21 protein-coding genes are annotated in these 24733 nt (G+C 62.9%); 9 read left to right on the top strand and 12 right to left on the bottom strand.

Translation table 11 applies throughout. From position 1 onward, the window contains the following. Positions 1-846, bottom strand: coding sequence for a DUF3737 family protein (locus MUN46_RS07725; RefSeq protein ID WP_243376620.1), 846 nt, complete (start codon positions 844-846; stop codon positions 1-3). Between the two features lie 151 nt (positions 847-997). Between MUN46_RS07725 and MUN46_RS07720 the strand changes: the two genes are divergently transcribed. Continuing rightward, on the top strand, positions 998-1306 hold the full coding sequence (locus tag MUN46_RS07720) for a hypothetical protein (protein WP_243376621.1): 309 nt from the start codon (positions 998-1000) through the stop codon (positions 1304-1306). A 78-nt stretch (positions 1307-1384) separates the two neighbouring features. Then, positions 1385-1768, top strand: a complete 384-nt coding sequence (locus MUN46_RS07715) for a transcriptional initiation protein Tat (protein ID WP_243376622.1) — start codon at positions 1385-1387, stop codon at positions 1766-1768. 219 nt (positions 1769-1987) lie between these two features. On the opposite strand, the gene MUN46_RS07710 is transcribed toward MUN46_RS07715, so the two are convergent. Further along, positions 1988-3304 (bottom strand): CapA family protein, encoded by a 1317-nt coding sequence (locus tag MUN46_RS07710; protein ID WP_243376623.1) that lies wholly within the window; start codon positions 3302-3304, stop codon positions 1988-1990. Between the two features lie 229 nt (positions 3305-3533). Further along, a complete protein-coding gene (locus MUN46_RS07705; RefSeq protein ID WP_243376624.1) occupies positions 3534-4940 on the bottom strand; it encodes an amidohydrolase family protein in 1407 nt (468 codons plus the stop codon). 239 nt (positions 4941-5179) lie between these two features. On the opposite strand from MUN46_RS07705, the gene MUN46_RS07700 reads away from it, so the two are divergent. Continuing rightward, positions 5180-6181, top strand: coding sequence for an asparaginase (locus MUN46_RS07700; protein ID WP_243376625.1), 1002 nt, complete (start codon positions 5180-5182; stop codon positions 6179-6181). Between the two features lie 93 nt (positions 6182-6274). On the opposite strand, the gene nrfD is transcribed toward MUN46_RS07700, so the two are convergent. The 3 genes from nrfD to MUN46_RS07685 are packed head-to-tail and all read right to left on the bottom strand — an operon-like array spanning position 6275 to position 10404. Next, positions 6275-7159 (bottom strand): NrfD/PsrC family molybdoenzyme membrane anchor subunit, encoded by an 885-nt coding sequence (nrfD, locus tag MUN46_RS07695; RefSeq protein WP_243376626.1) that lies wholly within the window; start codon positions 7157-7159, stop codon positions 6275-6277. Next, complete coding sequence (locus tag MUN46_RS07690; RefSeq protein ID WP_243376627.1) at positions 7156-7749, bottom strand: 4Fe-4S dicluster domain-containing protein; 594 nt, start codon at positions 7747-7749, stop codon at positions 7156-7158. Before MUN46_RS07690 ends, nrfD begins: the two co-directional genes overlap by 4 nt. A 12-nt stretch (positions 7750-7761) precedes the next feature. After that, positions 7762-10404: a molybdopterin-containing oxidoreductase family protein gene (locus MUN46_RS07685; RefSeq protein WP_243376628.1), complete on the bottom strand. Its 2643-nt coding sequence runs from the start codon at positions 10402-10404 to the stop codon at positions 7762-7764. A gap of 781 nt (positions 10405-11185) precedes the next feature. Here MUN46_RS07685 and dcuC point away from each other — a divergent pair. Both dcuC and MUN46_RS07675 read left to right on the top strand, forming a co-directional pair. Then, the gene (gene dcuC / locus MUN46_RS07680; RefSeq protein WP_243376629.1) at positions 11186-12562 is read left to right on the top strand and encodes a C4-dicarboxylate transporter DcuC; all 1377 of its coding nucleotides are present in this window, start codon (positions 11186-11188) and stop codon (positions 12560-12562) included. Positions 12563-12627: 65 nt separating this feature from the next. Then, positions 12628-13413 carry a DUF4886 domain-containing protein gene (locus MUN46_RS07675; RefSeq protein WP_243376630.1) on the top strand — a complete coding sequence of 262 codons (786 nt, stop codon included), beginning with the start codon at positions 12628-12630 and terminating at the stop codon, positions 13411-13413. Positions 13414-13514: 101 nt separating this feature from the next. On the opposite strand, the gene MUN46_RS07670 is transcribed toward MUN46_RS07675, so the two are convergent. Further along, on the bottom strand, positions 13515-14411 hold the full coding sequence (locus MUN46_RS07670; protein WP_243376631.1) for a LysR family transcriptional regulator: 897 nt from the start codon (positions 14409-14411) through the stop codon (positions 13515-13517). A gap of 218 nt (positions 14412-14629) precedes the next feature. Here MUN46_RS07670 and MUN46_RS07665 point away from each other — a divergent pair, with 218 nt between their 5' ends. Together MUN46_RS07665 and MUN46_RS07660 are read left to right on the top strand one after the other, a co-directional pair. Further along, the gene (locus MUN46_RS07665) at positions 14630-15463 is read left to right on the top strand and encodes an SGNH/GDSL hydrolase family protein (RefSeq protein ID WP_243376632.1); all 834 of its coding nucleotides are present in this window, start codon (positions 14630-14632) and stop codon (positions 15461-15463) included. 32 nt (positions 15464-15495) lie between these two features. Further along, entirely contained in the window at positions 15496-16293 is a 798-nt protein-coding gene (locus MUN46_RS07660) for an SGNH/GDSL hydrolase family protein (protein ID WP_243376633.1), read from the top strand. Positions 16294-16373: 80 nt separating this feature from the next. Here MUN46_RS07660 and MUN46_RS07655 read toward each other — a convergent pair whose 3' ends face one another. From MUN46_RS07655 to MUN46_RS07635, 5 genes are all read right to left on the bottom strand, one after another. Continuing rightward, positions 16374-17030: a response regulator transcription factor gene (locus tag MUN46_RS07655; protein WP_243376634.1), complete on the bottom strand. Its 657-nt coding sequence runs from the start codon at positions 17028-17030 to the stop codon at positions 16374-16376. Beyond that, positions 17027-18811, bottom strand: a complete 1785-nt coding sequence (locus tag MUN46_RS07650; RefSeq protein ID WP_243376635.1) for a sensor histidine kinase — start codon at positions 18809-18811, stop codon at positions 17027-17029. Before MUN46_RS07650 ends, MUN46_RS07655 begins: the two co-directional genes overlap by 4 nt. A 57-nt stretch (positions 18812-18868) precedes the next feature. After that, positions 18869-19663 carry a sulfite exporter TauE/SafE family protein gene (locus MUN46_RS07645; protein ID WP_243376636.1) on the bottom strand — a complete coding sequence of 265 codons (795 nt, stop codon included), beginning with the start codon at positions 19661-19663 and terminating at the stop codon, positions 18869-18871. A gap of 167 nt (positions 19664-19830) precedes the next feature. Next, a complete protein-coding gene (locus tag MUN46_RS07640; protein ID WP_243376637.1) occupies positions 19831-20823 on the bottom strand; it encodes a tRNA dihydrouridine synthase in 993 nt (330 codons plus the stop codon). A 41-nt stretch (positions 20824-20864) separates the two neighbouring features. After that, positions 20865-21512, bottom strand: a complete 648-nt coding sequence (locus MUN46_RS07635; RefSeq protein WP_243376638.1) for an MBL fold metallo-hydrolase — start codon at positions 21510-21512, stop codon at positions 20865-20867. 442 nt (positions 21513-21954) lie between these two features. On the opposite strand from MUN46_RS07635, the gene MUN46_RS07630 reads away from it, so the two are divergent. Together MUN46_RS07630 and MUN46_RS07625 are read left to right on the top strand one after the other, a co-directional pair. Next, positions 21955-23766, top strand: a complete 1812-nt coding sequence (locus MUN46_RS07630; protein WP_285230527.1) for an IS1634 family transposase — start codon at positions 21955-21957, stop codon at positions 23764-23766. Positions 23767-23769: 3 nt separating this feature from the next. Continuing rightward, positions 23770-24639 carry a MetQ/NlpA family ABC transporter substrate-binding protein gene (locus MUN46_RS07625; RefSeq protein WP_243377633.1) on the top strand — a complete coding sequence of 290 codons (870 nt, stop codon included), beginning with the start codon at positions 23770-23772 and terminating at the stop codon, positions 24637-24639. Positions 24640-24733 lie beyond the last annotated feature (94 nt).

Raw genomic sequence — 24733 nt, 5'->3', positions numbered from 1 at the left:
TTACCCGCGCACGGTGATCCGGCAGTTCGCCGGCGGCAGAACGTTGTCGTCAATGATGATTTTTCCGATCGAATCGGCGCTGATCGACCCCGTCGTGGGGTTCTTCACGCTCGTCACGGCGCCCTTGATGTCGGCCTTCACGCTGCAGTATTCGAAGGCGAGGTCCGCATCCGGGTCGAAGGTGCAGTTTTCGAGCACGAGGTTGTCGCAGTAGCAAAGCGGCTGCGTGCCCTTGATGCGGCAGTTGACCAGATGGAGGTTGCGGCTGTGCCAGCCCAGGTACTCGCCGTCGAGGAAGCAGTTGTAGCAGGTGACGTTTTCCGTATTCCAAAAGGCGTCCTTCGAGTGCAGCGTGCTGTCGAAGATCTGGGCGTTGCGGCCCCACTGGAAGAGATAGTTGCCTGACACCGTGACGTTTTTCATCCGCAGGTCCTCGGAGTGGATGAGCAGGTAGTCGGCCTGGTCGAACACCGTGTCCTCGATGTCGACGTTGCGGCAGCTCCAGAGCGTCTCCTGGGCGAGCTTGAACTGCGTGCGGCGGATCTTGACGCCGTCGGAGTCGCGGAAAGCCTTCGGGGACTCGAGCACGGAGTCCTCAAGGAGAAAATCGTGCACGTACCAGGGGCCCGAGCGGGCGCCGACCTTGAACAGGCACTTCTGGACGCGGACGTCGTCAGTGATCCAGAGGGGATATTTCCCGTTGATCTCGCAGTCCTTCAGGATAAGATGCCGGCCGTGCTTGAGCGGGGACTCGCCCGGCTCGATGGAGACGTGCGAGAGGGTCGCGTCCTGCAGCTTGTAGAGGGCGCGCTCGCCGCCGAATGTTTCGTTGCTGATGATCTGCATAATGTAAAGATATCTAAGGCAGTTGCCTGAAAGCTTTGGGTGAGGCCATCATATCCTGAAGGAAAAGGCGGCGTGAGGCCCGGGCCGGCGCTCGGTTTCCGACGCCTCTGCGGGCGTGTCCTGCCCGCATTTGCGAAACGGGGGCAATGCCATGCTTTGGATCGGATCGTTCACGCGCCGCACGGCGCTTTTGATGCTGCTTGCCGCAGCGGCTTCGGCCCGGGCCGCCCTCCCGGGCTCCGGCGCCCCGGAGCGCGGCCCCGCCAGGCCCACGCCCGCGCGCAGGCCTCAGCCCGAAGGCCGCGCCTACGGCCCGAGGGGCGAGTACGTGGGAAGAACGGACAGGGACGGGCGCACTTACGACAGCAGGGGGCGCTACGTGGGCCGCGCGGCTGCGGACGGCAGGGTCTACAGCCCCGAGGGACGGTATGTGGGCAGCACCGGAACCCCGCGCCGGTGACGCTTTCCGGCACTATGATTTCCAGCAGGATCTGAGGCCCGGCCGAAGCGCCGGGGGTCAGAAAGAGGAGATCAGACGATGCGCATTTGCAGCACGAGAAGGGCATTCATCGGGGCGCTCCTTGCGGCGGCCGTGACGGCAGCGCAGGCGGCGACGAATTTTTACGACCGCACCGGCCGCTACCAGGGCCGGCAGGACGACAAGGGAAATTTCTACGACCGCACCGGCCGCTACCAGGGCCGCCGGGACGAGAGGGGCAATTACTACGACCGCACGGGCCGCTATGAGGGCCGGCAGGACAACAAGGGCAATTACTACAACCGCACCGGCCGCTACGAGGGCCGGCAGGACAACAAGGGCAATTACTACGACCGCACCGGCCGCTATCAGGGCCGGCAGGACGAGAAGGGGAATTTTTACGACCGCACGGGCCGCTACCAGGGGCGTGCCGCTCGAAGATAAGCTTCGAAATCAATGAATTGAGAGAATGATTTCAATCAAAGCCTGAAGCGCTCACCCCGCTTCAGGCGACGGGGCCGGTTCTCTGCGGATCAGGCCCCGTTTTTGCTGCTCTGCCGGTGATGGGGCTGCGGCCCGGGCCCGGCCGGGCGGGCTCCGGGGCCTCAGGGCCCCGGCCGGACCGGCCTTTAAAGCCGCACGAGAGACGGCGGGCCTTAAGGCTCAGCCCATCGCCACCCGGCCCACGCCTCCGCGGATGGTGATTTTGGTCCCGTAAGGCTTCGAGAGCTCCCGCAGATACTCAAGGGCGGCCTTCGCCTTGTCCCCGGTGGACAGGACCGGCACGCCGCGCTGCGACCTCGGCGCAGACTGCCCGAGCTCGATCGGGTGCAGGATCACGTCCTTCACCCGCCCGTCTTCGACCGTCCATTCGGGAACGATGGCCCGCCAGATGTTCTCGAGGACGACGTAGCCCCTCGTCCCGTTGCAGCTTCTGTGGTCCATGTAGGCGCCCACTCCGGTGTCGACCGGTAGGCCGTGCTTCGCAAAGGCGTCCCAGGGCTGTCTCGCCACGGTTTCGGTTTCAAAAATGAAGTTCCCGACGCTGTAGAAGATGAGGCCGCCTTTGTAGACTTCGATGCCGCGCATTTCATGCGGTCCGTGCCCGATCACGGCCGTCGCGCCCGCATCGATGCAGGCGTGGGCGAACCGCTCGAGGAAAAGCGGTGGTTCGTTCGTCTTGCGCGCCCGCATTTCATGCGTGTGGATGGAAACGAGCACGATGTCGGCCTGGCGCTTCGCCTCGCGGATTTCGGAAACCGTCCGCTCGAGATCGGCCGCGTTCGGAATCGTCTCGTTCCATTCCTTGTCGGAGTCCTTGGCGTTGAGCACAAGCGACATGCTGCCAAGCGGCATGGTGCCTTCGGCAAAAGGCGGGGTGTAGCCCGTGGAGATCGAGTACTCCTTCTGCGCATTCACGAGCGTCACTTCGGCCAGTTCCTTCGCCATCGCGAAGTGCTTTGCGTTCAGGTGGTGGACCGTGCGGAAGCGCAGCGGGTTGAGCCCCGGGCGACCTCTCATGTCGAGGCCCTGGCCGCCGGCGATGGACGACTTGGAGCAGGTGCTGCTCAGGCCGATGAGGGCGACGCGCGCCCCCGGGGTCTCCAGATAGGCGGCGTGCGAGGCTTCCTGCAGCGTGGGGCCGGTGCCGGCGAAAATCATGCCGCGCTCGCGCAGGTGGCGGATCGTCGCCATGGTGCCCCCTTCGCCGAAGTCGCCCGAGTGGTTGTTGGCGGTGTTGAAGAGGTTGAAGCCGAAGCCCAGCATGTCGTCGAGCATGCTGGGGTCGGTCATGGCCCAGGTGCCGCCTGATTCGGCCGCGGGGGAGCCCTCCGAGTTGTGGAAGGTCATCTCGAGGTTGGCGAAGCGGACGTCATGGTTCCAGATCAGGTCGGAGAGCTCCTCATAGCCCGGGTAGCCCTCTTCCGGAATGTGACGGGTGATAAAGCTGTCGCCTGTGGCGACGAACGTGGTTTTCATCTTTTTTCTCCCGGGGCGGCGCCGGCCCTGCCTTTTCTTCTGACTCTGCCCGGCTGCGCCGGCCGCAAAAAAACTACTCTAAGGAAAGTTAAAAAGCGATGGAAGAACCTTCAAAAAGGCCGGCGGAGGCGGAACTGCCCTCTGCCGGCCCCCGCGCGGCCGCCCCGTTTTTTCAGCCTGGCCCTTTTTCAGAAGAGCTCGGCCGCAAAAGGCGTGCCGCGCTCTTTTCTCAGATGACGAAGCGCTTCGGATCCGGAGTGTCGCGCGTCACCGTGGTGCAGGTGAAGCCCGCGGCCTCGATCGCGGCCTTGCCCTTCGGATGGCAGATGAAGTTCGTGCCTTTCTGCAGGAGTTTGCCGTGGTCGAGCACCTGGCGGCCCGCCACCCAGGTCATGACCGCCTTCTGCTCTTCGAGGTTGAAGACGGTGATGTCGGCGTCGGCCCCCTCGGAGAGGTGTCCCTTGTTCACGAGGCGCAGGTGGCGCGCCGCGTTCACCGAGGCCTTCACCACGAACTCCGGCAGCGTGAGCGCGCCGAAGCGCACGAGCGAGAGCCCCGTGTCGATGATGACGTTGCGCGGGATGCAGCCTCCGTCGGTCGAAATCGAATCAACCACGAAGGAGCCGTCGTCGCGCTTGGCCTGCGCGATGAGGAAGCGCGACACCGCGGGGTTCACCGGGAAGGAGCCCGCGGTCTGCGTGTTCTTCGCCTTCCAGTATTTGAGCGCCTCGTCGCCCCCGATCAGGGTCGAGGTCTGCCCGTCGTCGTAAATGACGAAGAGGCGGCCCGCCTTGATCGCGGCTTCCATGCCGGCCGCGTCCTCGGAAAAGCCGAAGCCGCGCAGGCAGTTGCAGGTGACGTGGTCCGTGCAGTGGCCGTCCTTCGGGTCGCAGGCGAGCACCGTGCCGTTCATCGGGCTCACATAGGCCTCGCTCCAGATGTTCGGCGCGCCCTTGAGCAGCGTGAGCGCTTCGGTGACCTCGTCGATCACCGGGCGCACCCGGCCGCGGCAGTACGCGTTGATGTGGGCGAGGTGCAGCGGCAGCTCCCCGATGGAGGCGACCACCTCCATCATGCCCTTGATGTTGGAGCCGGCCGTGGAGGAACCGGCGTGCCAGGCGGCGTAGGCGCCGTGCTTAGGCGCTCGGCGGATGACTTCGACCTCGGTTTCAAGAGCGACCGGCCAGTGCCCGCCCATCACCTTCACGCCGAGCGCCCCGGCCTCGAGGCAGCTCTCGATCCAGTGGTCGAGCTGCTCGCCCGTGGGAGACTCTGTGCCGAACTGCGCCTTGGGCGAGAAGCCCTCGAGCATGGCCACGTTGATGCCGCAGCCGTACTCATGGCTGTCGGCAATGATCTCCTTCACGGGTCCGGCCATGTCGAGGCACGTGGTGACGCCGGAAAGCGCCGTCATTCTCTGGCCGTAGTGCGACCCGAATTCAGGGCCCAGGTGAAGGTGCGGGTCGATCACGCCGGGCATCAGAACGAGGCCGGTGAGGTCTTTGGTGCTGCGCGCCGGCCCCAGGTTGTCGCCTACGCCGGCGATCTTCCCGCCTTCGACGGCGACGTCGGTCACGCGGTCCACATGATTGACCGGGTCGACGACCCGGGCTCCCTTGAGAAGCAGATCAAACATTGATAGTCCCCCTTGAAAAAAATTTCTGAAGGATGGCTGTCCCGGGAAGCTCTGCCCATCGGCTTCTCCCCGGGATTTTCCGTGCACCATTGTAGGCCATTTGGAGCGCTGCTCCGCCGCGTTCCGCGGGCGGGTCCCGGAGGAGACGGCACCGTGCGCAGAAAGCGGCCGCCGCAGTCCCCGATTTCTGCAAAAATGAGAACGGGCACCCTCGGCCCATCAACCAGAATGAAAAAATCATGAAACCTAAAATTCTCATCATTGCTACAGGCGGCACCATCGTCAGTTCGGGCTCGAGCCCGATGCAGCTCACCGGCTACAGCATCCAGGGGCTCGGTGTGGAGGATGTTCTCGGATCCATTCCCGGTATAGACCAGGTGGCTGACATCGAGCTCCTCACCCTGTGCTCGGTTTCTTCCAGCAGCATCACCTCCGGGGTGTGGATCGACCTCGCCCGCCGCATCGAGCAGGCCTGCAGCCGGCCGGATCTCACCGGCGTTGTCATCACCCACGGCACCGACACGATGGAGGAGACCGCTTTCTTCCTGAATCTCGTGCTGAAGACCGACAAGCCCGTGGTGCTCACCGGCGCCATGCGGCCTGCCACGGCTTTGTCCGCGGACGGCCCCCTCAACCTTCTCAACGCCATCCGCGTGGCCTCCTGCCCGCTCTCCGCCGGGCGGGGCGTGCTGGTGGTTTTAAACGGCTCGATCCACGGGGCCCGCGATGTGACGAAGGCCCATCCCACGGCGGTTGAGACCTTCCAGAGCCGCAGCGCGGGGCCGCTCGGGTTCGTGCTCGGTGAAACGGTTTCCTACGCCATGGAAAGCACAAGGCCCCACACCACCGGGAGCCTCTTTTCCTGCGGGGACTTTATCGATGGGCGAGCTCTGCCCCGTGTGGCCGTGATCTACGCGCATGCCGAGGACGATCTCTTCATCCCCCAGGCCGCGCTGCAGGCGGGCTATCAGGGCCTTGTGCACGCGGGCTGCGGGCACGGCACGATCTCGAAGGCGATGGAGGCGGAGCTGCTGCGGGTGATTGCCAAAGGCATGGTGGTCGTGCGCGCGAGCCGCACGGGCTCGGGCTGCGTGATAGAGGGGATGGAGCGCTGGCAGAAGGCCGGGATCATTCCCTCGCGGGATTTTTCGCCCCAGAAGGCCCGCATTCTCCTGCAGCTCGCTCTGAACAGGTTCGGGCCGGACCTGAAGCGCATCGACGAGATCTTCCGGCTCTTCTAAGCAAGCTCTTTTCAGGCTCCCGGGGAAGAGCTGGAAAGGAAAAGCGCCGCAGGAAGGACCTGCGGCGCGTAAAGCTTCAGGGGGCCTCATCGCTCAGACGAGCGGGTCAAAATAGCCTGAGAACAGGATGGAGGCGCGCACGAAAAGCGCTCCGGCCAGGGCGAGCGCCGCGCAAAGCAGCGCCGCGGCCTTCATTTTCTCCCCGAAGAGCCTGAGCAGCAGCGGCAGCACGATGCCCGCGGCGACCGCTCCCGCCCAGAACATCAGCGACCACTCGCCGCGGATCAGGTTCTCCGCTCCGGCCCGGGCGCCCTCGCTCGAGTACTGGAGGGCGACGTGCAGCAGAGCGAAAAGGGCGAAGAGCTCCGCCGCTTCGATCACGATCCCGGCGGTCCGGGCGGTGCGGGGAAGGGCGGCCTTGTCGCGGCTGCCCAGGAATTCCCACACCGCGAGCGCGCAGGCGAGCCCCGAGAGCACCCAGAGCACGGGGATGAGCGCCGTGTGCCAGAAGGCAATGCCGGAGGCCTGGGTGAGAAGGAAGCCCGAGTACACGGTAACCGCGACTCCCACGGCCGCGAGCGCAAGCGGCGCGGCCCGTCCTTTCGTCAGCGCGGGTGCGAGCTCCTTTTTGAACCGGCCGTAGAGCACGAGGCAGGCGAGGAAGGTGAGCAGGGCCTGCAGCGCGAGCAGGCAGATCCCGATCAGCATCCAGGAGCCGAAGTTAAGGCTGAGGTCCGCAAGCGCGTGGAACACCGCAAAGGGCAGGTTCGTGAGACGCCCGAGGTGCGAGAGCACAAAAAGGCAGCCGAGGACCGAAGAGGCGAAGGCGATCAGGACGAAGCGCCGGTCGCGCACGAAGTAAAAAAGCGCCATCAGCATGCCCGACAGGCCGATGAACCACAGGAAGAAGGCGATCGTCCATCCCCAGTGCGCAGCCGCAAGCTGCGGAGTGAGTGCAAGAAAGCCCGCGTCTGTCATTTCGACACCTCTACAAAGTAATTGGGTTTCGTTCCCTTGTGCTCAAGAAGCTTTGCGATGCGGCCGGTCCGCAGCTCCTCGCTGATTTCGCTCTCCGGGTCGCTGATGTCCCCGAAAATGCGCGCGTGCGTCGGGCAGGCCGAGACGCAGGCCGGGTCCTTCCCCTCGGCCACGAGCCGCCTGCAGCCTTCGCCCATGCACTTGCTGGGCAGTCCCGTGACCGGATTGCTCCAGCGCGCGTCGTAGGGGCAGGCCGCGATGCAGTAGTTGCAGCCGATGCAGCGCTTCGGGTCAATCTCCACGAGCCCCGTTTCGGGGTCGCGGTAGTTGGCCCCGAACGGGCAGGCCCTGATGCAGGGGGCGTCGGCGCACTGCTGGCACTGGCTCATCACCTGGAAGGGACGGCGGCTGCCGTCCAGGACGACGCGGTTGATGTTTTCCGGCATAATCCTGCCGGGGATCGCCCGCCCGAGCGCGAGCACGTCCGCGTAGTTCGTGTTCGCGCAGGCGCTCATGCAGGCTGTGCAGCCGATGCAGCGCGTCGCGTTGAAGAGATGCGCATACTGTTTCTTGTGTTTCTGCTGAGTCATTGCCCGCACTCCTTAGCCTGAGATTTTCCTGACTGAAACCGAGCCGTTGTTGGCCAGAGCCCCGAAGACCGGGCTTGCCCAGCCCGAAGCAAACCAGTTGGGGTTGACGCCTTCCTCCATCCACCCGGCGTCTTCGGGCGAAAGGGCCCGGAGCAGCTTCGAGCGGGTTCCGCCGGAAAAGCCCGCCATGTACAGGCAGCGGCGGCGGATCCTGCGCGAGAGGTGCACCCGGCTTTTCTCCTTGAAGCCGGTATCCAGGGCCTGGATTTCCAGCAGGTCGTTTTCGCCGATGCCAAGGTTCGCCGCGTCCTCCGGATTCATCACAGCCCGGCGCTCGGACCAGGCGCGCGAGGCGGGGCCGAACATGGCAAGCCCCGAGTTCCCCTGCAGATTCTTGCCTGAGACCGTGTAGAACTCGTCTTTCCCACGGGGGAGCCTGTAGGCCTTGACGGGCTCCCAGACGGGCAGCGCGGGGAGCGCCTTCCTCGCGGGCTTGAGGAAGGTCCAGAAGCTGTAGATCTCCATTTTTCCAGTCGGGGTGTCGAAAGGCTTTTTGAACGGGTAGGCGCCGAAGGCCTTCGGGCGCGTCAAGGCCCAGCCGTCCTTGTCGAGGCCCGCCTTCACGGCCGCCGCCTTTTCCGGATCGGCGGCTTCGAGCTCCTTCATGAAAGCACCGTAGCCCTTGCCGGCTGAAAGCGTCTTCTTCCACTCGCGGAACTGCGCGTTCGTGCGGCACTCCCGGGTGTAGCCCAGACGCGCCGCGCGCTCAGGGAAGGCGCGGCGGACGATCTCCATGAGGGCGAAGAGATCGTCGCGGGCCTCGCACCCCTCGGGCACGGGCAGTCCCGGGGCGCTTTTCTGGATGGCGCCTGCCATTTCCCGCGTGAATTCGATCCCGGAGACGCCGCCCTGCTCAAGGAAGAAGGTGGAGGGCAGGACATAGTCGGCGAAGTCGCAGGTTTCCTGCGGCATGACGTCCTGGACGACGACGAGTTCGAACGCTGCGAGCATTTTCCTCATGCGCTCCGTGCCGGCTTCGCGCTGCAGGAGGTTCGTCCCGGTCACAAAGAGGGCCTTCACGGGGTAGGGCTTCTGCTCGAAGAGCGCTTTTTCGAGCGCGAAGAAGGCGCCCGGCGCGTCCGGGTAGAGCGCGCGGTCGGCCCGCAGCGGGTTGGCGATCTGCCAGGTCTCGCCGCCCGGGGCAGTGCAGGTCTTTGTTTTGGAGTCGAATTTCACGGAGGCCGAGGAAAGGCCCGCGCCCTCCATCACGCACAGCCCCCCTTTCTGGTCCACGTTTCCGATGAAGGCGTTGATCACGCAAAGCAGCTGGCTCAGCTCAACATCGTTGCCGTTGCGGGACGAGTACCAGCCGTCTTCGACCACGCCGCGGGCCCTGCACAGAAGCCTCGCGAGCGACACGATCGTCTTTTCGGGCACGCCGCAGATCCCCGCGGCCTGGGCGGGCTCGAACTTCGCGGCGAGCTCGCGGAAGGCCGCGAAGGCGGTCCTGCAGGAGAGGAGGGCGCCCGAGCGGGTCTTCACTTCACCGCTCCAGTCGATTTCCGGGGCCTGGGCCGGGTTTTCCACAAAGGAGAGGACTTCTTTCGTCCCTCCGGTCTTTTCGTCCCGGACGGTCTCCTTCCGAAGCCCCTGGAAGGCGATGCCTCCGGTTTTAAGCCTCACGGCGAAAAGCGCCTTGTCGGCGTCCGACTCCGTGCCCTCGAGCTCTGCGCGCGTGAGAGGCCGCCCGTCGTCGGAGGCAACGAGATAGGCGGCGTTGGTCTGGCGGGCGAGGAAAGGCTCGTCATAGAGCTTTTCGCGGATCATGACCTGGATCAGCGAAAGAAGGAAAGCGCCGTCGGTCCCCGGGGTGACGGGCACCCACTCGCCGAGTCCCAGCGCGGCGTCGGGCTGCCAGGGGTTCACGAAGATGATTTTCGCGCCGCGGTCCCTCGCCTCGGCCAGGCGGCCGGCCACGCCCATCGGGCAGTTGATCGAGCGGCCGACCAGCACGATGACCGAGGCGTTGTCGTAGTCGGGGTCGATCTTGTTCTTATTGGCGAACTTCGCTCCGAAGGTGAGGATGCGGCCTGCGTTGCTCGCCGTGTTGCAGGTGGACTGATGCCCGATCTGGTTGGGGGTTCCGAGGCACCAGGAGGCCCATTTCTGCACGCCGGAGAACGAGTGGCTGGTGAAGACTGCGGCGTTGTCGCCGTAGCGCTCGACGATTTTCTTCAGTTCCGCGGCGATCCCGTCGAGCGCTTCCTCCCAGCTCACCTCCTTGAATTTGCCCTCTCCGCGCGCGCCCGTGCGCTTGAGCGGCTTTTTGAGCCTGAGGGGGCTCGCCCAGAGCATGACCGCCTGGGCCGCGCGGCCGCACATGCCGCGCTGCGGATGCGCGGGATTGGGAAACACCCGCACGGTGGCAAGCGAGGGCTTTTCGCCTTTCTTTTTCAGGATCAGCAGTCCGCAGCCTCCGCCGCAGACCTTGCAGGCGCAGGGGCTCGCTTCCCAGCCCTGCTGCTTGAGCTCCTCGATCTGCCCGGCGATCACTTTCCAGGAAATCGCCGAAGCTCCGAGCGCGGCGGCTCCTCCGGCAAGCACGCGCCGCCGCGAGAACCGCGGGGCGGTTCCCGTTTTTTCATTTGTCTCCATTTTGGTCTCCCGTTGTTGAAGCTCTGGGGTCCTTCAGGGCCGGCCCTTTGTTTTTTTCGCTGCTTCTGAGGCTCGGTCTGCAGGCTCCCTGGTGCTGAAAACATTTTATTTTTACTTTAAAAACAGTTAAATAGGACATTAATCCGGGCACTGTACTGGAGAAATGCCGGGGGTGGGTCCAGGGGGTAAGCCCAGGGGCTTTGGAAAACGGCGCACTGAGGGTTTGAGGATCGGAAAATGGATAAAAAACACAGACGGATGCCGGGCGGCGAAGGGCGAGCCGTGAGAAAAAAGCGGCCGGACTGAGCTTCCGGCCCGCTCCTCCTGCCGTTGCCCGGGCGGCTGCTTCGTCGTGCGGATTTCAGCTGAAAGGGCGCTCTGCCGCGGCGCTGCGCCGGGGTGGGCTTTGCTTGATCTGCAAAATTATTTTGACCAAACAGTCCTAGTCTGCGCCCCCGTGCGTCCTTATCCTTGTGCTTAAGCCGGAAGGCGGAGGCCGGGTCGGGGCTGAGCCTTTGAGGGGATACTCAAAATCAGTTCAACGGCTCGAGCGGCCCCTTCCTGCGCGCAGGGGTGTTTCCTGCTTAATCGCCTGTTTAATTGCATTAAAAAATTTCGTTTCCAAGCCTGAAGCCTGTTCGCTCGAAAAACGACAGGTTATATGTTCTTTGAATAACACATGCAGTTTGATTATCTATTCCGGGGAGGGCCAATTGGAGAAAATAAATACAGCTTATCAGTGGTTTTTCGGTTGTCTATAAGCGTCTAAAGGAGAATCCTCATGATTCCAGTACTTGTTGCGGCGATCGTAACAGTCATCGCGGGCTGGATGCTGATTAAACGCTACCAGACCCAGATGGTGCTGCTCGTTGCCGGCCTAGTCATCATCTACGTTTCGATATTCTGCGGCGTGGATTCGTTCCTGCCGAAGGGCACGAAGCCTACCGGCTTCATCGGGTTTGACCCCTTCGCCCTGATGGAGGCGATCTCCAAGAAGCAGCTTACGAGCGTGGGCCTCATCATCATGGTCTCCGGCGGCTTCGCCGGCTACATGTCGCAGATCGGCGCCTCCAACGCGCTGGTCAAGCTCGTGGCCGAGCCGCTGAAGAAAATCAGCAGCCCCTACATTCTGCTCGCCGTGGCCTACATTCTGGGGCAGATCATCAACATCGTGATCGTGTCCGCGGCAGGCCTCACCATGCTGCTGCTCGTGAGCTTCTATCCGATTTTGATCCGCATCGGCGTATCCCGAGCAGCGGCAGCCTCGGCGCTGGTCTGTTCGTGCGGCATCGCAGCCGGTCCGCTCTTTGGCACCCAGCAGCTCGCCGCGAAGCTGGTCGGCATGGACCCGACCGCCTTCTACGTCGAATATCAGCTGATCTGCGCGGTCCCGGCCGTGATTGCGATCGCCATTTCGCTCTACTTTGTTGAGAAGTACTTCGACAAGAAGAACGACGATGTCTATTCGACCGACAACCTGATGGACGACTCCAAGTCCGGCAAGGCCGAGCGCGTCTGCCCGAGCTGGTACGCCATCTTCCCGTTCGTGCCGATCATCCTGCTGTTCGTGTTCTCCAAGTTCGGCATCTCCACGATCAAGCTGAACGTGATCACCTCGCTGTTCCTCACCTGGCTCTGCGTCATGGTGATTGAACTCATCCGCCTGCGCAATGTGAACGCCGTCTTCAAGGACGCCGTGGTCATGTTCAAGAAGATGGGCCAGATGTTCGGCGGCATCGTGGCGCTCGTGATCTGCGCTGAAGTGTTCGCCACCTCGCTGCGCGTTTCCGGCGCGATCCAGGCGATCATCAACCTCGCCTACCAGACGGGCTTCGGCGTGACCGGCATGACCGGCGTGCTCACCGGCATCGTGGGCGTGGTGACCGCCCTGACCGGCTCCGGCGTGGGCGCCTTCGCTTCCTTCGGCTCCCTTGCCAACGACGTGCACAACAGCCTGGGCGGGAACCTCCCGGCCATGGTGGTCCCGATGCACCTCGCGAGCTCGGTCTTCCGCTCCATGAGCCCTGTGGCCGGCTGCGTGATCGCCGCCGCCGCTGCCGCCGGCGTGAGCCCGATGGGCATCTGCCGCCGCACGGCCCTGCCGCTGTGCATCGGCTTTGTCGTGATCTTTGCGGTTAACCTCGTCTTCAATATGTAATCTTCCTTGTGTTAGAAAGCCGACCGGGACCTCTGCGCCCCGGCCGGCCCTCCAGAGGAAACGAAATGGACTATCAGGCTTACGGAAACGATTACACCATCAGGCCCCTTGTGACCGGGCTGAAGAATCCGGTGAAGAACATTCTTCTCGTCGGAAATTCCTTCATGTACTTCAACTGCGGCGTGAACCCGATGCTCGTGGGCATCGCCGCCTCCAAGGGGATCAAGCTCGTGCTTACGCTGGTGGGCATCAGCGGCTCGAGCCTGTACTGGCACGACGTGAAGAGCTACCTGCGGCCCAACGGGCTTCGCAGCTACGCTTTTTCCTCCGACGGAAAGAACACCCTGCAGTTCATCCAATACCCGAACGGAAAGATCTTCGACGCCGTGGTGCTCGAGGACTCCTCCCAGGGGCCGATCCACCCCGAGCTCAACAAGCTTTTCGCGCAGTCCGTCGCGCGCCACAGCGCGGACGTGAGGGCGACCGGCGCGGAGCCCATGCTGATGATGACCTGGGCCTACAAGGGACGCCCGGAGATGACCCGGCAGCTCGCGGACGCGATCACGAAGGAGGCGAACAAGAACAGGATGCCGGTCGCGCCCTGCGGACTCGCCTTCGCGAGGGCGCAGCGCGAAATGCCGCAGGTCGAGCTCATCCGCACCGACAACCGCCATCCGACGGTCGCCGGCACCTATCTCGAGGCCTGCGTCTTCTTTGCGAGCCTGCTTCGCCAGACTCCGGAAGGCTCCGGCTTCTTCGGCAAATACGACGACATGTCCGTCGATCCTGAAACGGGCGCGGGCCTGCAGCGCGCGGCCTGGGAGGCGGTCTGCGACTTCAACGGCTGGTAAAGGGGAAAGTTTCAGAGAGTTTTGCTTTTTCCTCCGTGGTGCATCAGCCGTCCCGGCGTTTTTTTCGGGACGGCTTTTTTTCGTCCGGAGAGCGCAGGCTTTCAGAAGCTGTGCCAGTCGTAGGCGTCGGCCTCCTGGTGCAGGGTGGCCGCCATGCGCATTGCGGCCCGCGTGAGGGGCACGCCCCTGCGGTAGAGGAGGCTGTAGTGCCCGACTATCGGCCCGCAGTCGATCGGGATGATCGAGAGCCTGTCGCGGTACTTGCGGATCTGCACCGCGGACAGCAGCGACACGAACCCTTTTTCGAGCAGCGGCACGCCTACGAGGTGGCTTCTCGTGTCGAGCCCCTGGCGCACGGAAAAGTGCGCGAAGTGCGGATTCTTCCTCATGCAGATCTGCAGCTCTCCGGTGACCCACCAGCGCGCCTCCGAGAGTTCTTCGAGCCGGGTCGCGTGCTCGAGCGGGTGGCCTTTCTGGCAGACGAACCGGAAGGGGCAGTCAAAGAGGTGCTCGGAGGTGAATTCGCCGAAGCTCGCGTCGGCGTCGGCGTTGCCCACTGCAAGGTCGAGGTAGCCGCTTCTCAGGTGCTGGATGTTCTGCCCGATGGGGTTGTCCTCGACATGGACGCTGAGGTCCGGGAAGCTGTTCATCATCCGCTCGAGCGCGTTGGGGAAAATCGAGTTTCCCGTGATCGGGGAGAGGCCGATCGAGAGCTTCGTGTTGCTGCGCCCGGTCATGGCCTGAGCCTCTTCGATCGCCCGGTCTATCTCCGAGAGCACGGAGCTCACGTGCTCGGCGAAGACCCGGCCGGCCTTGGTGAGGGTGATGCCCTGGCGGCCACGGATCACCAGCGGCAGCTCGACCGTTTCCTCGAGCTCCTTGATGGCTCGCGACAGCGAGGGCTGCGGAATGTTGTTCGCCTTGGCCGCTGCGTTGATGGACCCGAACTTCGCCACCGTGACGAGCGACTCCAGCTGCTGAATTTTCGGCTTTCTCACGCCAAACCTCCGGACGATGCCGTTCTATGTCATAAATGGATAATACATTCATTTTTGGTATTCGATAAGAAAACTGTTATTTATTACAATGTTGACAAATAAGCATGCGCCCTATATATAGATTTTGAATAAAAGAGTGAGCATGGCTCCGCATGCGCTCAAGGGTGAGCCGGCCCCGTGGCCGGAAACGTTTTTTCCAAGCGAAAGGAGAAACTGCAATGCTTCACAGCAGATGGGCTAAGTTATCCGTTCTGACGGCTTTCTGCCTCGGCTGCGCCGCTGCTTCGGCCGCCGGCGTGCAGCCTGAAGTGAAAGATCTCGGGATGACACCGAAGAGCATCCTCATCGTCGGCAACTCCTACATGTACTACAACTGCGGGCTCAACGGCTACCTGGGCGGGCTGATCCGCGAAAAGGCGAACCCGAAGATCAAGACCCGCATCGCTGCGATCGGCCGCGGGAACCTGAGCCAGTACCCGATCGCCGAATACCTGGACAACAACCTGCTCGCCTCCCATGACAAGAAGTTCGGGCAGCTCGACGCGGGGCTCATGCAAAAGGAGCTGAAGAAGCGCGAGAGCTATGACCTCGTGATCATGCAGGCGAGCAACCGCGGGGCCGAGGATCAGAAGCGCGACGCTTTCTACGTTCCCAATCACGTGAAGGCCATTCGGGCTGCCGGCGGCACCCCCGTGATGCTGATGACCTGGGTGCAGAGAAAGAAGGGCGCCCCGGCCCAGTCGCTCGTGGCTGACTGCGTCACGAAGATCGCCAACGACAACCACATGATGGTGATCCCCGTGGGGCTTGCCTTCGAGGCGGCCCAGAAGGCCTATCCGGACGTGAAGTTCATCATGCCCGACAACACCCATCCGACGGCCGTGGGCTCCTACCTGATGGCCTCGACCATCTATGCGGCGCTCTACCACCGCGATCCCACGGAAGCGACCGGATTCGCGGGCGGATGCGAAAAGCCGCTTGAGCCCGCGGTGCGGCAGAACATGGCGCGGGTTGCCTGGGACACCGTGAAGGCCTGGTACGGCTGGAAGTAAGGGACGCCTGAAAGAGAAAAGGAGAGAAAAAGATGAAAGCAGCAGTACGTTGGCTTGCCGCGCTCGCTCTGGGCGCGGCCGTTGCGGCGGCCGGCGCCGCTCCGCTCGTGAACACGGTGCAGCCCAAGGTGACGCAGCTCAAGAACGGGGCCCCGAAGACCGGGCTTTACGTCGGCAACTCCTTCACCTACTACAACTGCGGCGTGAACGGCTATGTCCGCGGCTTCACCAAGGAGGAGAAGCGCGACTGGATCGCCCGCATGATCACGATCTCGGGCGGGCGCCTGAGCTACCACTCCGTCAAGGAATACCTGGCGCCGCATCCGTTCGACGGCTATGACAAGCACAAGCCGAAGTTCGACGTCGTGTTCCTGCAGGCCCAGTCGACCGAGCCGATCAACCCGAAGGAGCAGGCGAACTTCAATGAGTGGTTCGCAAAACACGTCGCCACGATCCGCGAGGCGGGCAGCGAGCCGATTGCCATCATCACCTGGGCCCTGAAGGACAAGCCCGAGCAGTTCCAGAAGCTCGCCGATGCGACGATCACCCAGGCGAACAAGCTGGGCGTCTACACGATTCCGGTCGGACCGGCCTTCGCGGAAAGCCTGAAGGGCCGCCCGGACCTCATCCTTCACATGCCCGACAAGCGCCATCCGACCGCGGCGGGCTCCTATCTCTACGGCTCGGTGATCTACTCGGCCCTTTTCCACAAGTCGCCCGAGGGGTTCAAGTTCTTGGGCGGCTGCGAAAAGCCGCTGAAGGCGGAGGACGCGAAGTACCTCCAGCAGGTGGCCTGGCGGGTGACGAAGGAGTTCTACGGCTGGAAGTAGCCGGAACCGTCTGAAAAGACTTTTTTGCAGTGGCAGCGGGAGGAATCCGGAGGGCAGGCCGGGTTTCTCCCGCTGTTTTTTTAGCTTCGGGCCGGCCGGCGCTGCGGGCGCTTGTCTGTGCTCTCGCCGATCGCGATCAGAAAGGAGGCGAGCTCGGCCGCGCCCCGGATCCGGAGCTTGCGAAGCAGCGAGCTTCTGTGCGCCTGGACGGTTTTCTCGGTGATGCCCATCCGGTCGGCGACCTGCTTGTTGAGCTCGCCGCGGGCGATCCCCCGGGCCACTTCCTTTTCCCGGGGCGTGAGCGCCTCCCAGAGCGCGAGCGCGGATTCTAGCTTCGACTGGGACTCGCGACGCCGGAGGTCCTCCTCCACCGCCTTGTCGATCGCAGCGAGCAGCCGCTCGGCCTTCACGGGCTTGGGCAGGAAGTCGGCCGCCCCGTCCTTCAGGGCCTGGACCGCGGTGTCGATGTCCCCGTGCGCGGTGGCGAAGATGATCGGAATGCGCGAAGAGCGCGCGGCGAGCTCCTTCTGCAGCTCGATCCCGCTCATGCCCGGCATCTGGATGTCGAGGATGACGCAGCCGGGCACCCGCTCGTCGTCGAAATGGAGGAATGCCTCGGCGCTCGCATAGGGGCGCACGCTCCAGCCCGCGCTTTCGATGATGAACTGCCAGGAATGCCGCACGGCTGTTTCGTCATCCACGACGCGGATCACGGCAAGACTGTGGTCAACCGTCAATTGCTTCTCCCTTGTGCACTTGAAGAGCTGAGCGGCAGCGACACGGTCACCGACGCGCCCCGGGGCTCGCAGCGCTCGACGCTCACCGATCCTCCGCAGCCCTCCGCGAGCTCCCGGGTGATGCCGAGCCCCAGCCCGAGGCCTTCGCCCGAAGAGGGACGTCCGAGCTTCCGCATCCGCTCCAGGACCTCATCGGTGAGCCTCGGGCCGTTGTCCTGGACGCGCACGACGGCCCGCTCGCCGCTCCGGCTGATCCGCACCGCGATCCGGCCGGGCGTGTCCCGCTCGTTTTTCAGGCAGGCTTCCTCGGAGTTTCTCAGAAGATTCATGAAGATGATGCCGAGCTCCACCGGGTCGGCCCGCACGGAAAGCCCCGGGCAGGGCTCGAAGGCGACCGAAATGCCGGATCTGCAGTGGCGCTTGAAGGTCCGGATAATTTTTTCAACCTCCTGCCCCAGATCGAGCTCGACCGGGCGGCTGCGCCGGCCCTTCACGAAATTTCGAACGTGCTCGACGATTTCGTCCGCCCTCTCGCCCGCGGCCTCGATTTCGTCGAGGCTCGACATCAGAACGCCGCGGTCGACCGGGCCGCGCGAGAGCCTGATGCGAAGCCCCTGGGCGTAGTTGGTGATCACAACGAGAGGCTGCCGCAGCTCGTGGGCGAGCATGCTCGCGATGAGCCCCACGGCCTGCACCTTCTCGAGCGAGTCGATGGTCTGCGCGCTGCGCTTCAGCTCGAGCTCGGCCTTAAGCTGACGCTCCCGGGCCCGGGCGAGAGCCGCGGTGCGGCGGTAGGTGATCCGGGTGATCGCGGCCGAGTAGAGAAAAAGCGCGAGCAGCACCAGCAGGGCGCCTAAAAAGTAGCCCTTGTAGCGCTGGATGAAATTCGCAACGCTGGGCTTTCTGGGCTCGAGGTTCATCAGCGTGAACAGATCCCGCATGGGCTTTCTGTCGCTTGAGACGGTCCAGTAGACGCCGCGCCGGGGCGAGGGCGGCAGGGCGAGCACTTCCATCAGTATCCGGCGGGCGTCGGCCGCGGGCAGGGTGGGCTTCACGGACAAAAACCAGCCCGGATAAAGCGCGGTCGAGTGCCGGCAGGCAAAGTCGGGGTCTTTCTTCTCCGCGACTAAGCGAAACTCGCCCCGGGCGATCCGGCCCGACTCCTCCAGCTCTTCGAGCAGGCACGTGATCACAAAGCCCACGTCGGCTCGGCCCGTCTTTACCTCGCGCAGGACGTTCTCCATCGGCATGCCGACTTCGCGGATGGAAGAGAAAATTGCTTCGGGGTTCTGTCCCGAGCGCATGAGCTCCCCCGCGGGCACCTGCCAGCCCGCGAAGGCTTTGCGGCTCACGATGGCCAGGCGTCTGCCCTGCAGGTCCGCAAGGGTCTGGACCGGGGAGTCGCCCCGGACGATGACGGCCGTCCCGTTGGCCTTGTTGGGATTGGGGGCGCGGCGGGTGGAAAGCGACAGCAGCGCCGAGCCGTTGGTCTGCTCGAGCATCAGCGTCGTAAGCCCTGCCGAGGCGATGGTGACGTCGAACTTGTTTTTCTGGGCGCCCTCGAGAAAGGAGGAGGGCTCGTACTCGTGCACTTCGAGCCGCCGGGGAGCCACCGCCCGGGCGATGGCGTCCACGGTTTCAGAAAAGTAGCGCAGCGAAACCGCCTCGCCGAAGCTGTTCACGACCGCAAGCCGCACCGGCTCGTCCGGCCCGGGGGCAGCGCCTGCCGCAGGGCTTCCTAGGACGAGGCAGCAGAGCAGGGCCTGGGCTCTTCTCAACATGGTCTTTCGGTGCGGTCGGAAGCGCGCTGGCGGCGGGGTTAATTTGTCAGCCCCGCCTCAGGCCACGCCGCGGTAAACCAGCTGGCAGCCCACCAGAATCATCGCGATGCACAGCAGCTTCAGGATGAACTTGGGCTTGCTCTTTTTCGCGATCTTCACGCCGAGCTGGGCTCCCACGATCGCGCCGAAGCCGACGGCGATTGCCGGAACCCAGAGAATGTGCCCGAGGCTTGCGTGGCTGATCACGCCGATGAAGGCGCTCACCATGAGCACGAAGGTCGAGGTGGCCGTGGCCACGATGGCGGGGAACCCCAGCACGAACATCATCATCGGCACATGGATGATGCCGCCCCCGATGCCGAGAATCGAGGAGATGAAGCCCACGAAGAAGGAGAGGAAGACGCCCAGCCAGAGGTTGAACTTCGCGGTGGCGGGATCGAATTCCTCCAGGGGCGTGGTCGGCCTCTTGGCGCGGCTCTTCCAGTACATGAAGCAGGCAAGCGCCATCAGCGTGAGGCCGAAGGTGATTGAAAAGCCGGGGCCGGAGAAGTACTCGGAGAGGAATCCGCCGAGGAACGCGCCCGGAATGGTCGCCAGGGCGAAGGGGATGGCCGCCCGGAACATGATGAGCTTCGAGCGCCAGTAGGCCCAGGCGCCCGACATGGAATTCAGGAGGACGCCAAAGAGGCTCGTGCCGATCACCTGCTGCACGGTCTGGAAGGTCGAGCCGTGAGGAGGCATCATGGTGAGCATGAAAAGAGGCACCATGATGAGGCCGCCGCCCAGCCCGACCAGCGCGCCAAAGCAGCCTACGCCGATGCCTACGACAAAAAGACTGATGAATTCCAGCATGTTCACCTCGCTTTCCGAAGAGAGAGTTTGAAACAGGACTCCCTGCGGGAAGCTGTTTGACTTCGGGAGCGGGTCCGGCGTCCCTTAGTCTAAACGCTAAGCCGCTGGCCCTTTCCCGCGCAGGCGTGTGGATTACCCTGACAAGAGCCGCCCCGCGGCTTTCCCTTTCAGGGCTCGCAGCGGGGATCGCCCGAGGGCTTCCACCACAGGGGCTTCGCCTCGGGCTGCAGGGGGAGCGTCTCCTCGATCTCCGAGACCACCGCCATGTAGTCCGCGGCCCTTCGCGTCTTGAGCAGCTTTTTAAAGATCCGGTCCCCGCCCTCGAAAAGAGTTCTCATATAGAACCAGTACTGCTTCATGTGGCCCACCGTGTTGCCGACGCTGCCGAAGGCTTCGGAGAGTTCCTCGAACAAGGCGCGGTGGAAGGCGAAAAGCTCTTTTCTCGTACAGGCGGGGCCGCCGCGGGCCATGCGGAAGAAGGCGGGATTGGCCACCGCGGCGCGTCCGACCATGACGCTGCGAAGGTTCGGAAAGGCGTCGCGGAGCTCCCCGAGCTCCCGGGTCGTCACGATGTCCCCGTTGTAGCCGGCACGGTGAGCGAACCCGGGGAGAAACCGGGCGAAGGCCCCGCGCCTCGCGTCTCCCTTGTAGAAATCCTCGCGGACTCTCGCGTGCACGATGACTTCCGAGATGGGAAAGCGGTTGTAGACGCGCAGCAGGTCCTCGAATTCGTCCTCGTTCCTCCAGCCAAGCCGCGTCTTCACCGACACCGCGACCGGCAGGGGGGCGCTGAAGACCTTTTCAAAGAAGGATTCAAGCGCGAAGGGGTCGCGCAGCATCCCGCTGCCCTTGCCCTTGGCGGTGACCGTGCCCATGGGGCAGCCGAGGTTCAGGTTCACCTCGCGGTAGCCCATGGAGGCGAGACTGAGGGCGGCCCAGCGGAAGTTTTCAGGGCTCTGAGTGAGCAGCTGCGGCACCACTGGGACGCCCTCGTTGCTCTCGGGCGCGATGTCGCGCAGCTGTCGTTCGGTAAACCTTGGCTCGCGCGTCGGCGTCACGAAGGGCATGTAATAGAGATCCGGCCCTCCGAAAAAGCGGTGGTGGCATCGTCTGAAAACAACGCCTGTGAGGCCCTCCATGGGGGCGAAGGTGAGGAGCATAGGACAGCGGCGGACTTCAGGGGTTAAGCAAAGAGGGCATTTTAAGACTCAATCATGGCGGAGAGTCCCGGCAGTTCGCGCGAAAGCGTCGTCGGCTCTCCGTGACCGCAGAAAAGACGGGTGTCCTGAGGCAGCTTCCGGAGCAGCTGCCGCAGCGTTTCCAAAAGGGCCGCAGAGCTTCCTCCAGGCAGGTCGGTCCGTCCGACCGACCCGCGGAAAATGGTGTCTCCGACGAAGGCCGCGCCGTCGTTTTTGGAATAGAAGACCGTTCCGTCAGCGGTGTGCCCCGGGGCGGGGATCGTCTCGAGGGTGAGATCCGGAGCTCCCGGCGGGACGATTTCGGCCCCGGCCTCAAAATAGCGGATCAGGGGGCTTTTAAGGGTCATCGGAGAGCCGGCCGCGGCCGAGAGGTTCCAGAGCGGGTTTTCAAGGTAGCGGCGTCCTTCGTCTCTGATGAAAACCGGGACCTGAAGCGCTTCCAGCAGTTCGGGCACCGCTCCGATATGGTCGAAATGCCCGTGGGTGATGGCAATCGCAAGAGGACGCAGGCCTTGTTTTTCAAGCTCCGCTAGCAGCCGGCCGGGTTCGGCGCCCGGATCGATGAGGAGTCCCTCGCCCTTTTCGTTTCCCAGAAAATAACAGTTCGTGGGAATCCAGTCCGTGAGCGTAAATGCTTCAATCCGGTTCATCGCTCGATCCTTAAATTCCTTGGCCTTGACCCATGTTGTAATACCGGCGGGGGCTTTTCCGGCGCCCTGCCGCCTTTCGGGGCATAATTTCTCCAGCCGCGGGGCCCGGTCGCCTGATCGGATCTTTTTCAAGGGTCCGGAGAAAAGGCGGGCAGGGCGGGTTCCGGCAGAAAAATTGCTCTTATTTTAAAAGGAAAAGACTCGGGCCTTTACCCGAGCCAGTTGAATTCTCAGGGAGAAATAAAACATGCAGCGCCGTATCTTCATCGGAGCCGCGGCAGCGGCCGCAGCCTCCGTCCTTCCCGTCTTTTTCAGCTAAAAATTGAGTAAAGCCCCGTCGGCATTGGGTCGGCGGGGCAAAAATTTTACACTCTACGTAGTTACAATGTAGTCCATTGGTGGTATAATGCTGGTATCCAGAGTCAGTTACCGGGAGCTCTCCATGTCCAAACACGTTGCCATCGTCACGACCCAGGGGCGCAAGTACGTCCGCGTTGTCGAGAGCTACCGCAATGCGGACGGCAAGCCCCGGTCGCGGCTCTTGGAGAATCACGGCAACCTCGACGTCCTTGAGCAAGAAGATCCCGACTATCTCAAGAACCTGCGTGCCCGCGTGGCAGCCGAGAACGAGGCGGTCAGGAAGGCCAGGCTGGAGGAGCTAGACAACTCGGCCCAGACAAGAATCCGCAAGCTCGAGCAGTCCCAAAAAGGCGCTGACTATTCGTGCGCCGCAAGGCTGAAGCTCGGCGCTGCCGTCATTCGGCAGGTATGGAAGGACGATCTGAATCTGCCGCAGGTGTTCCGCTATCTGCAGAGCAAGCGCAAAATCGAGTATTCGTACGACAAGGCAGCGTTCCTGCTGTGCTCGCAAAGGATCGTCAGTCCGGGCAGCAAGAAAAAAGCCTTCGAGGAGCGCGGCTCAAGCATCGTGCCGTTCGACGGCATCGCAGACAACAATGTCGTGTACCGGGTGCTCGACCGGCTTGCGGAGGACAAGGAAGCGATTGTCAAACACCTTAACCGCGAGATCAGCAGCAGGCTGAACCGCACGGTCTCAGCCGCCTTTTATGACGTGACGACATATGCCTTTGAGAGCCGGAAAGAAGGCGAGCTGCGCCAGTTCGGGCTGAGCAAGGACCACAAGGTCAACGAGGTCCAGGTAGTTCTCGGACTCGTGATGGATGCGTTCGGCATCCCCATTGATTACGAGCTTTTCCCCGGCAGCACCTCAGAGTTCGGCACGATGCTCCCCATGATCAGGCGGATCAAAACGGCTTATGACCTGCAGACGCTCATTGTCGTTGCCGACAGGGGGCTCAATTCAAACGAGAACCTGCTCGGGCTCAAGGACATCGGCTGCGACTTTGTCCTCGCGCAGAAGGTTAAGAACAGCACGAAGGAGCTGCGCAAACAGATCCTTGACGACGGAAATTGGGATGAGACCGTCATGGACGGCGACGAGATTGTCTGCCGCTACAAGACAATGGATCTGTCAAAGACGGTTTTCGTAACCAAAATCAGCAAAACCACAGGGCGCAAGTATCAGTCGTCGAAGAAAGTGGATTCTCTGGATGTCCGCTGGATCGTCTCGCATTCGCAGTCCCGGGCCAACAAGGACAATAGCGACATCGACCGTGCCGTTGAGAAGGCGAAAAAAGCCCTGCGCAGCAGGGGATCGCTGACCTCCAGCCGCGGATACAGGTCTTTGATCAAGGTGCCGAAAGGCGAAGGCGAGCCGTCACTGGATATGAAGAAAATCGAAGAGGCGAGGCGGTGGGCCGGCTATTACGCCGTCTGCACGAATCTGAAGACGAAGTCCTCTCAGGACATCATGAAGATTTACCGCAATCTCTGGCGCATCGAGGATTGCTTCTGGGTAAGCAAGACCACGCTCGAAGCCCGCCCCTGCTTTGTCTGGACAGACAGTCATGTCAGAGGACATTTTGCGAGTTGCTTCATCAGCCTCGTGATCGAAAAGTACATGCAGCATGTCCTCAAACAGAAGATCAGGGACATCACCTGTGACGAAATCAACGCGGCGCTGCGCGGTGCCGAAGTTGCCCTCGATGACGGCAATCCCCAAATGCCCCTGTACCTGAGGCTTTATCCAAAGGAGGGCCGCTTTGACTCGATCCTCAGGGCATTCAGCCTGGAGCCGCCCTGCCACTATGAGACGGCACAGTCACTATGCAAGAAGCTGCGGCTCAAAGACATTGCCCGACCGAAAAGTTGTACTACCAGAGATGAAAAATAATTAATGAATAAGCCCTTGCAATACAAGGGTTTATTCATTTTTAAGCTGATAAACTCGGGAGCCGCGGCAGCGGCCGCAGCCTCCGTCCTTCTCGCCGCCTGCGGCAAAAAGCAGGGCGCAGCATCCTCCGCTGCGGCCGCCGCCGACAAGAAGGAGATCATCCTGGGCGTCACCGCCGGCTCTTCCGAGCAGATCGCCGAGCAGGTGGCCAAGGTGGCTGAAAAGAACGGACTCAAGATCACCGTGAAGACTTTCGGCGACTACGTGGCTGTCGACACGGCGCTCGCTCAGGGCGACATTGACCTCAACGCCTTCCAGCACCAGCCGTATCTTGACAACTTCAATGCGAAGAACAAGACGGACCTCGTGCCGATCGCGAAGACTTATCTCGCGCCGATCGCCGGGTATTCGAAGCGGTACAAGAACGTGAAGGACGTGCCCGACGGCGCCACCGTGACGATCCCGAACGATCCCACGAACGGCGGTCGCGCCCTCGTGGAGCTCTCGAGGCTCGGGTGGATCAAGGTGAAGGAAGGCGTCCCGGCCTCTAAGCTCACGCCGAAGGACGTCGTGGCCAACCCGAAGAAAATCAAGATCGTGGAGCTTGAGGCCCCGCAGCTGCCGCGCTCCCTCGACGACTCGGATGTGGCCGTGATCAACGCGGGCTACGCCATTTCCGCCGGCCTGAACAGCAAGAAGGACTCGATTTTCGCGGAATCCACGGAGACCAGCCCGTACGTCAACGTGATCGCGGCGAGGAAGGGCACGGAGAACACGCCGGCCTATCAGAAGGCGGTCGAGGCCTACCGGTCCCCGGAAGTGAAGAAGTACATCGAGGAAACCTTCAAGGGGGCGCTGGTGCCTTCCTGGTAACTGGAGTTCTGCGGCTACACTGAAATCCCGGGATGGCGGCTCCGGGCGGGCGAAGACTCCCGCCCGGTCCGCCATTCTTGTCCATTTGTGTGCA

This window comes from Mesosutterella faecium (genome assembly GCF_022809315.2).
Taxonomy (GTDB): Bacteria; Pseudomonadota; Gammaproteobacteria; order Burkholderiales; family Burkholderiaceae_F; genus Mesosutterella; species Mesosutterella faecium.
This window is presented reverse-complemented; position numbering and strand designations above follow the sequence as displayed.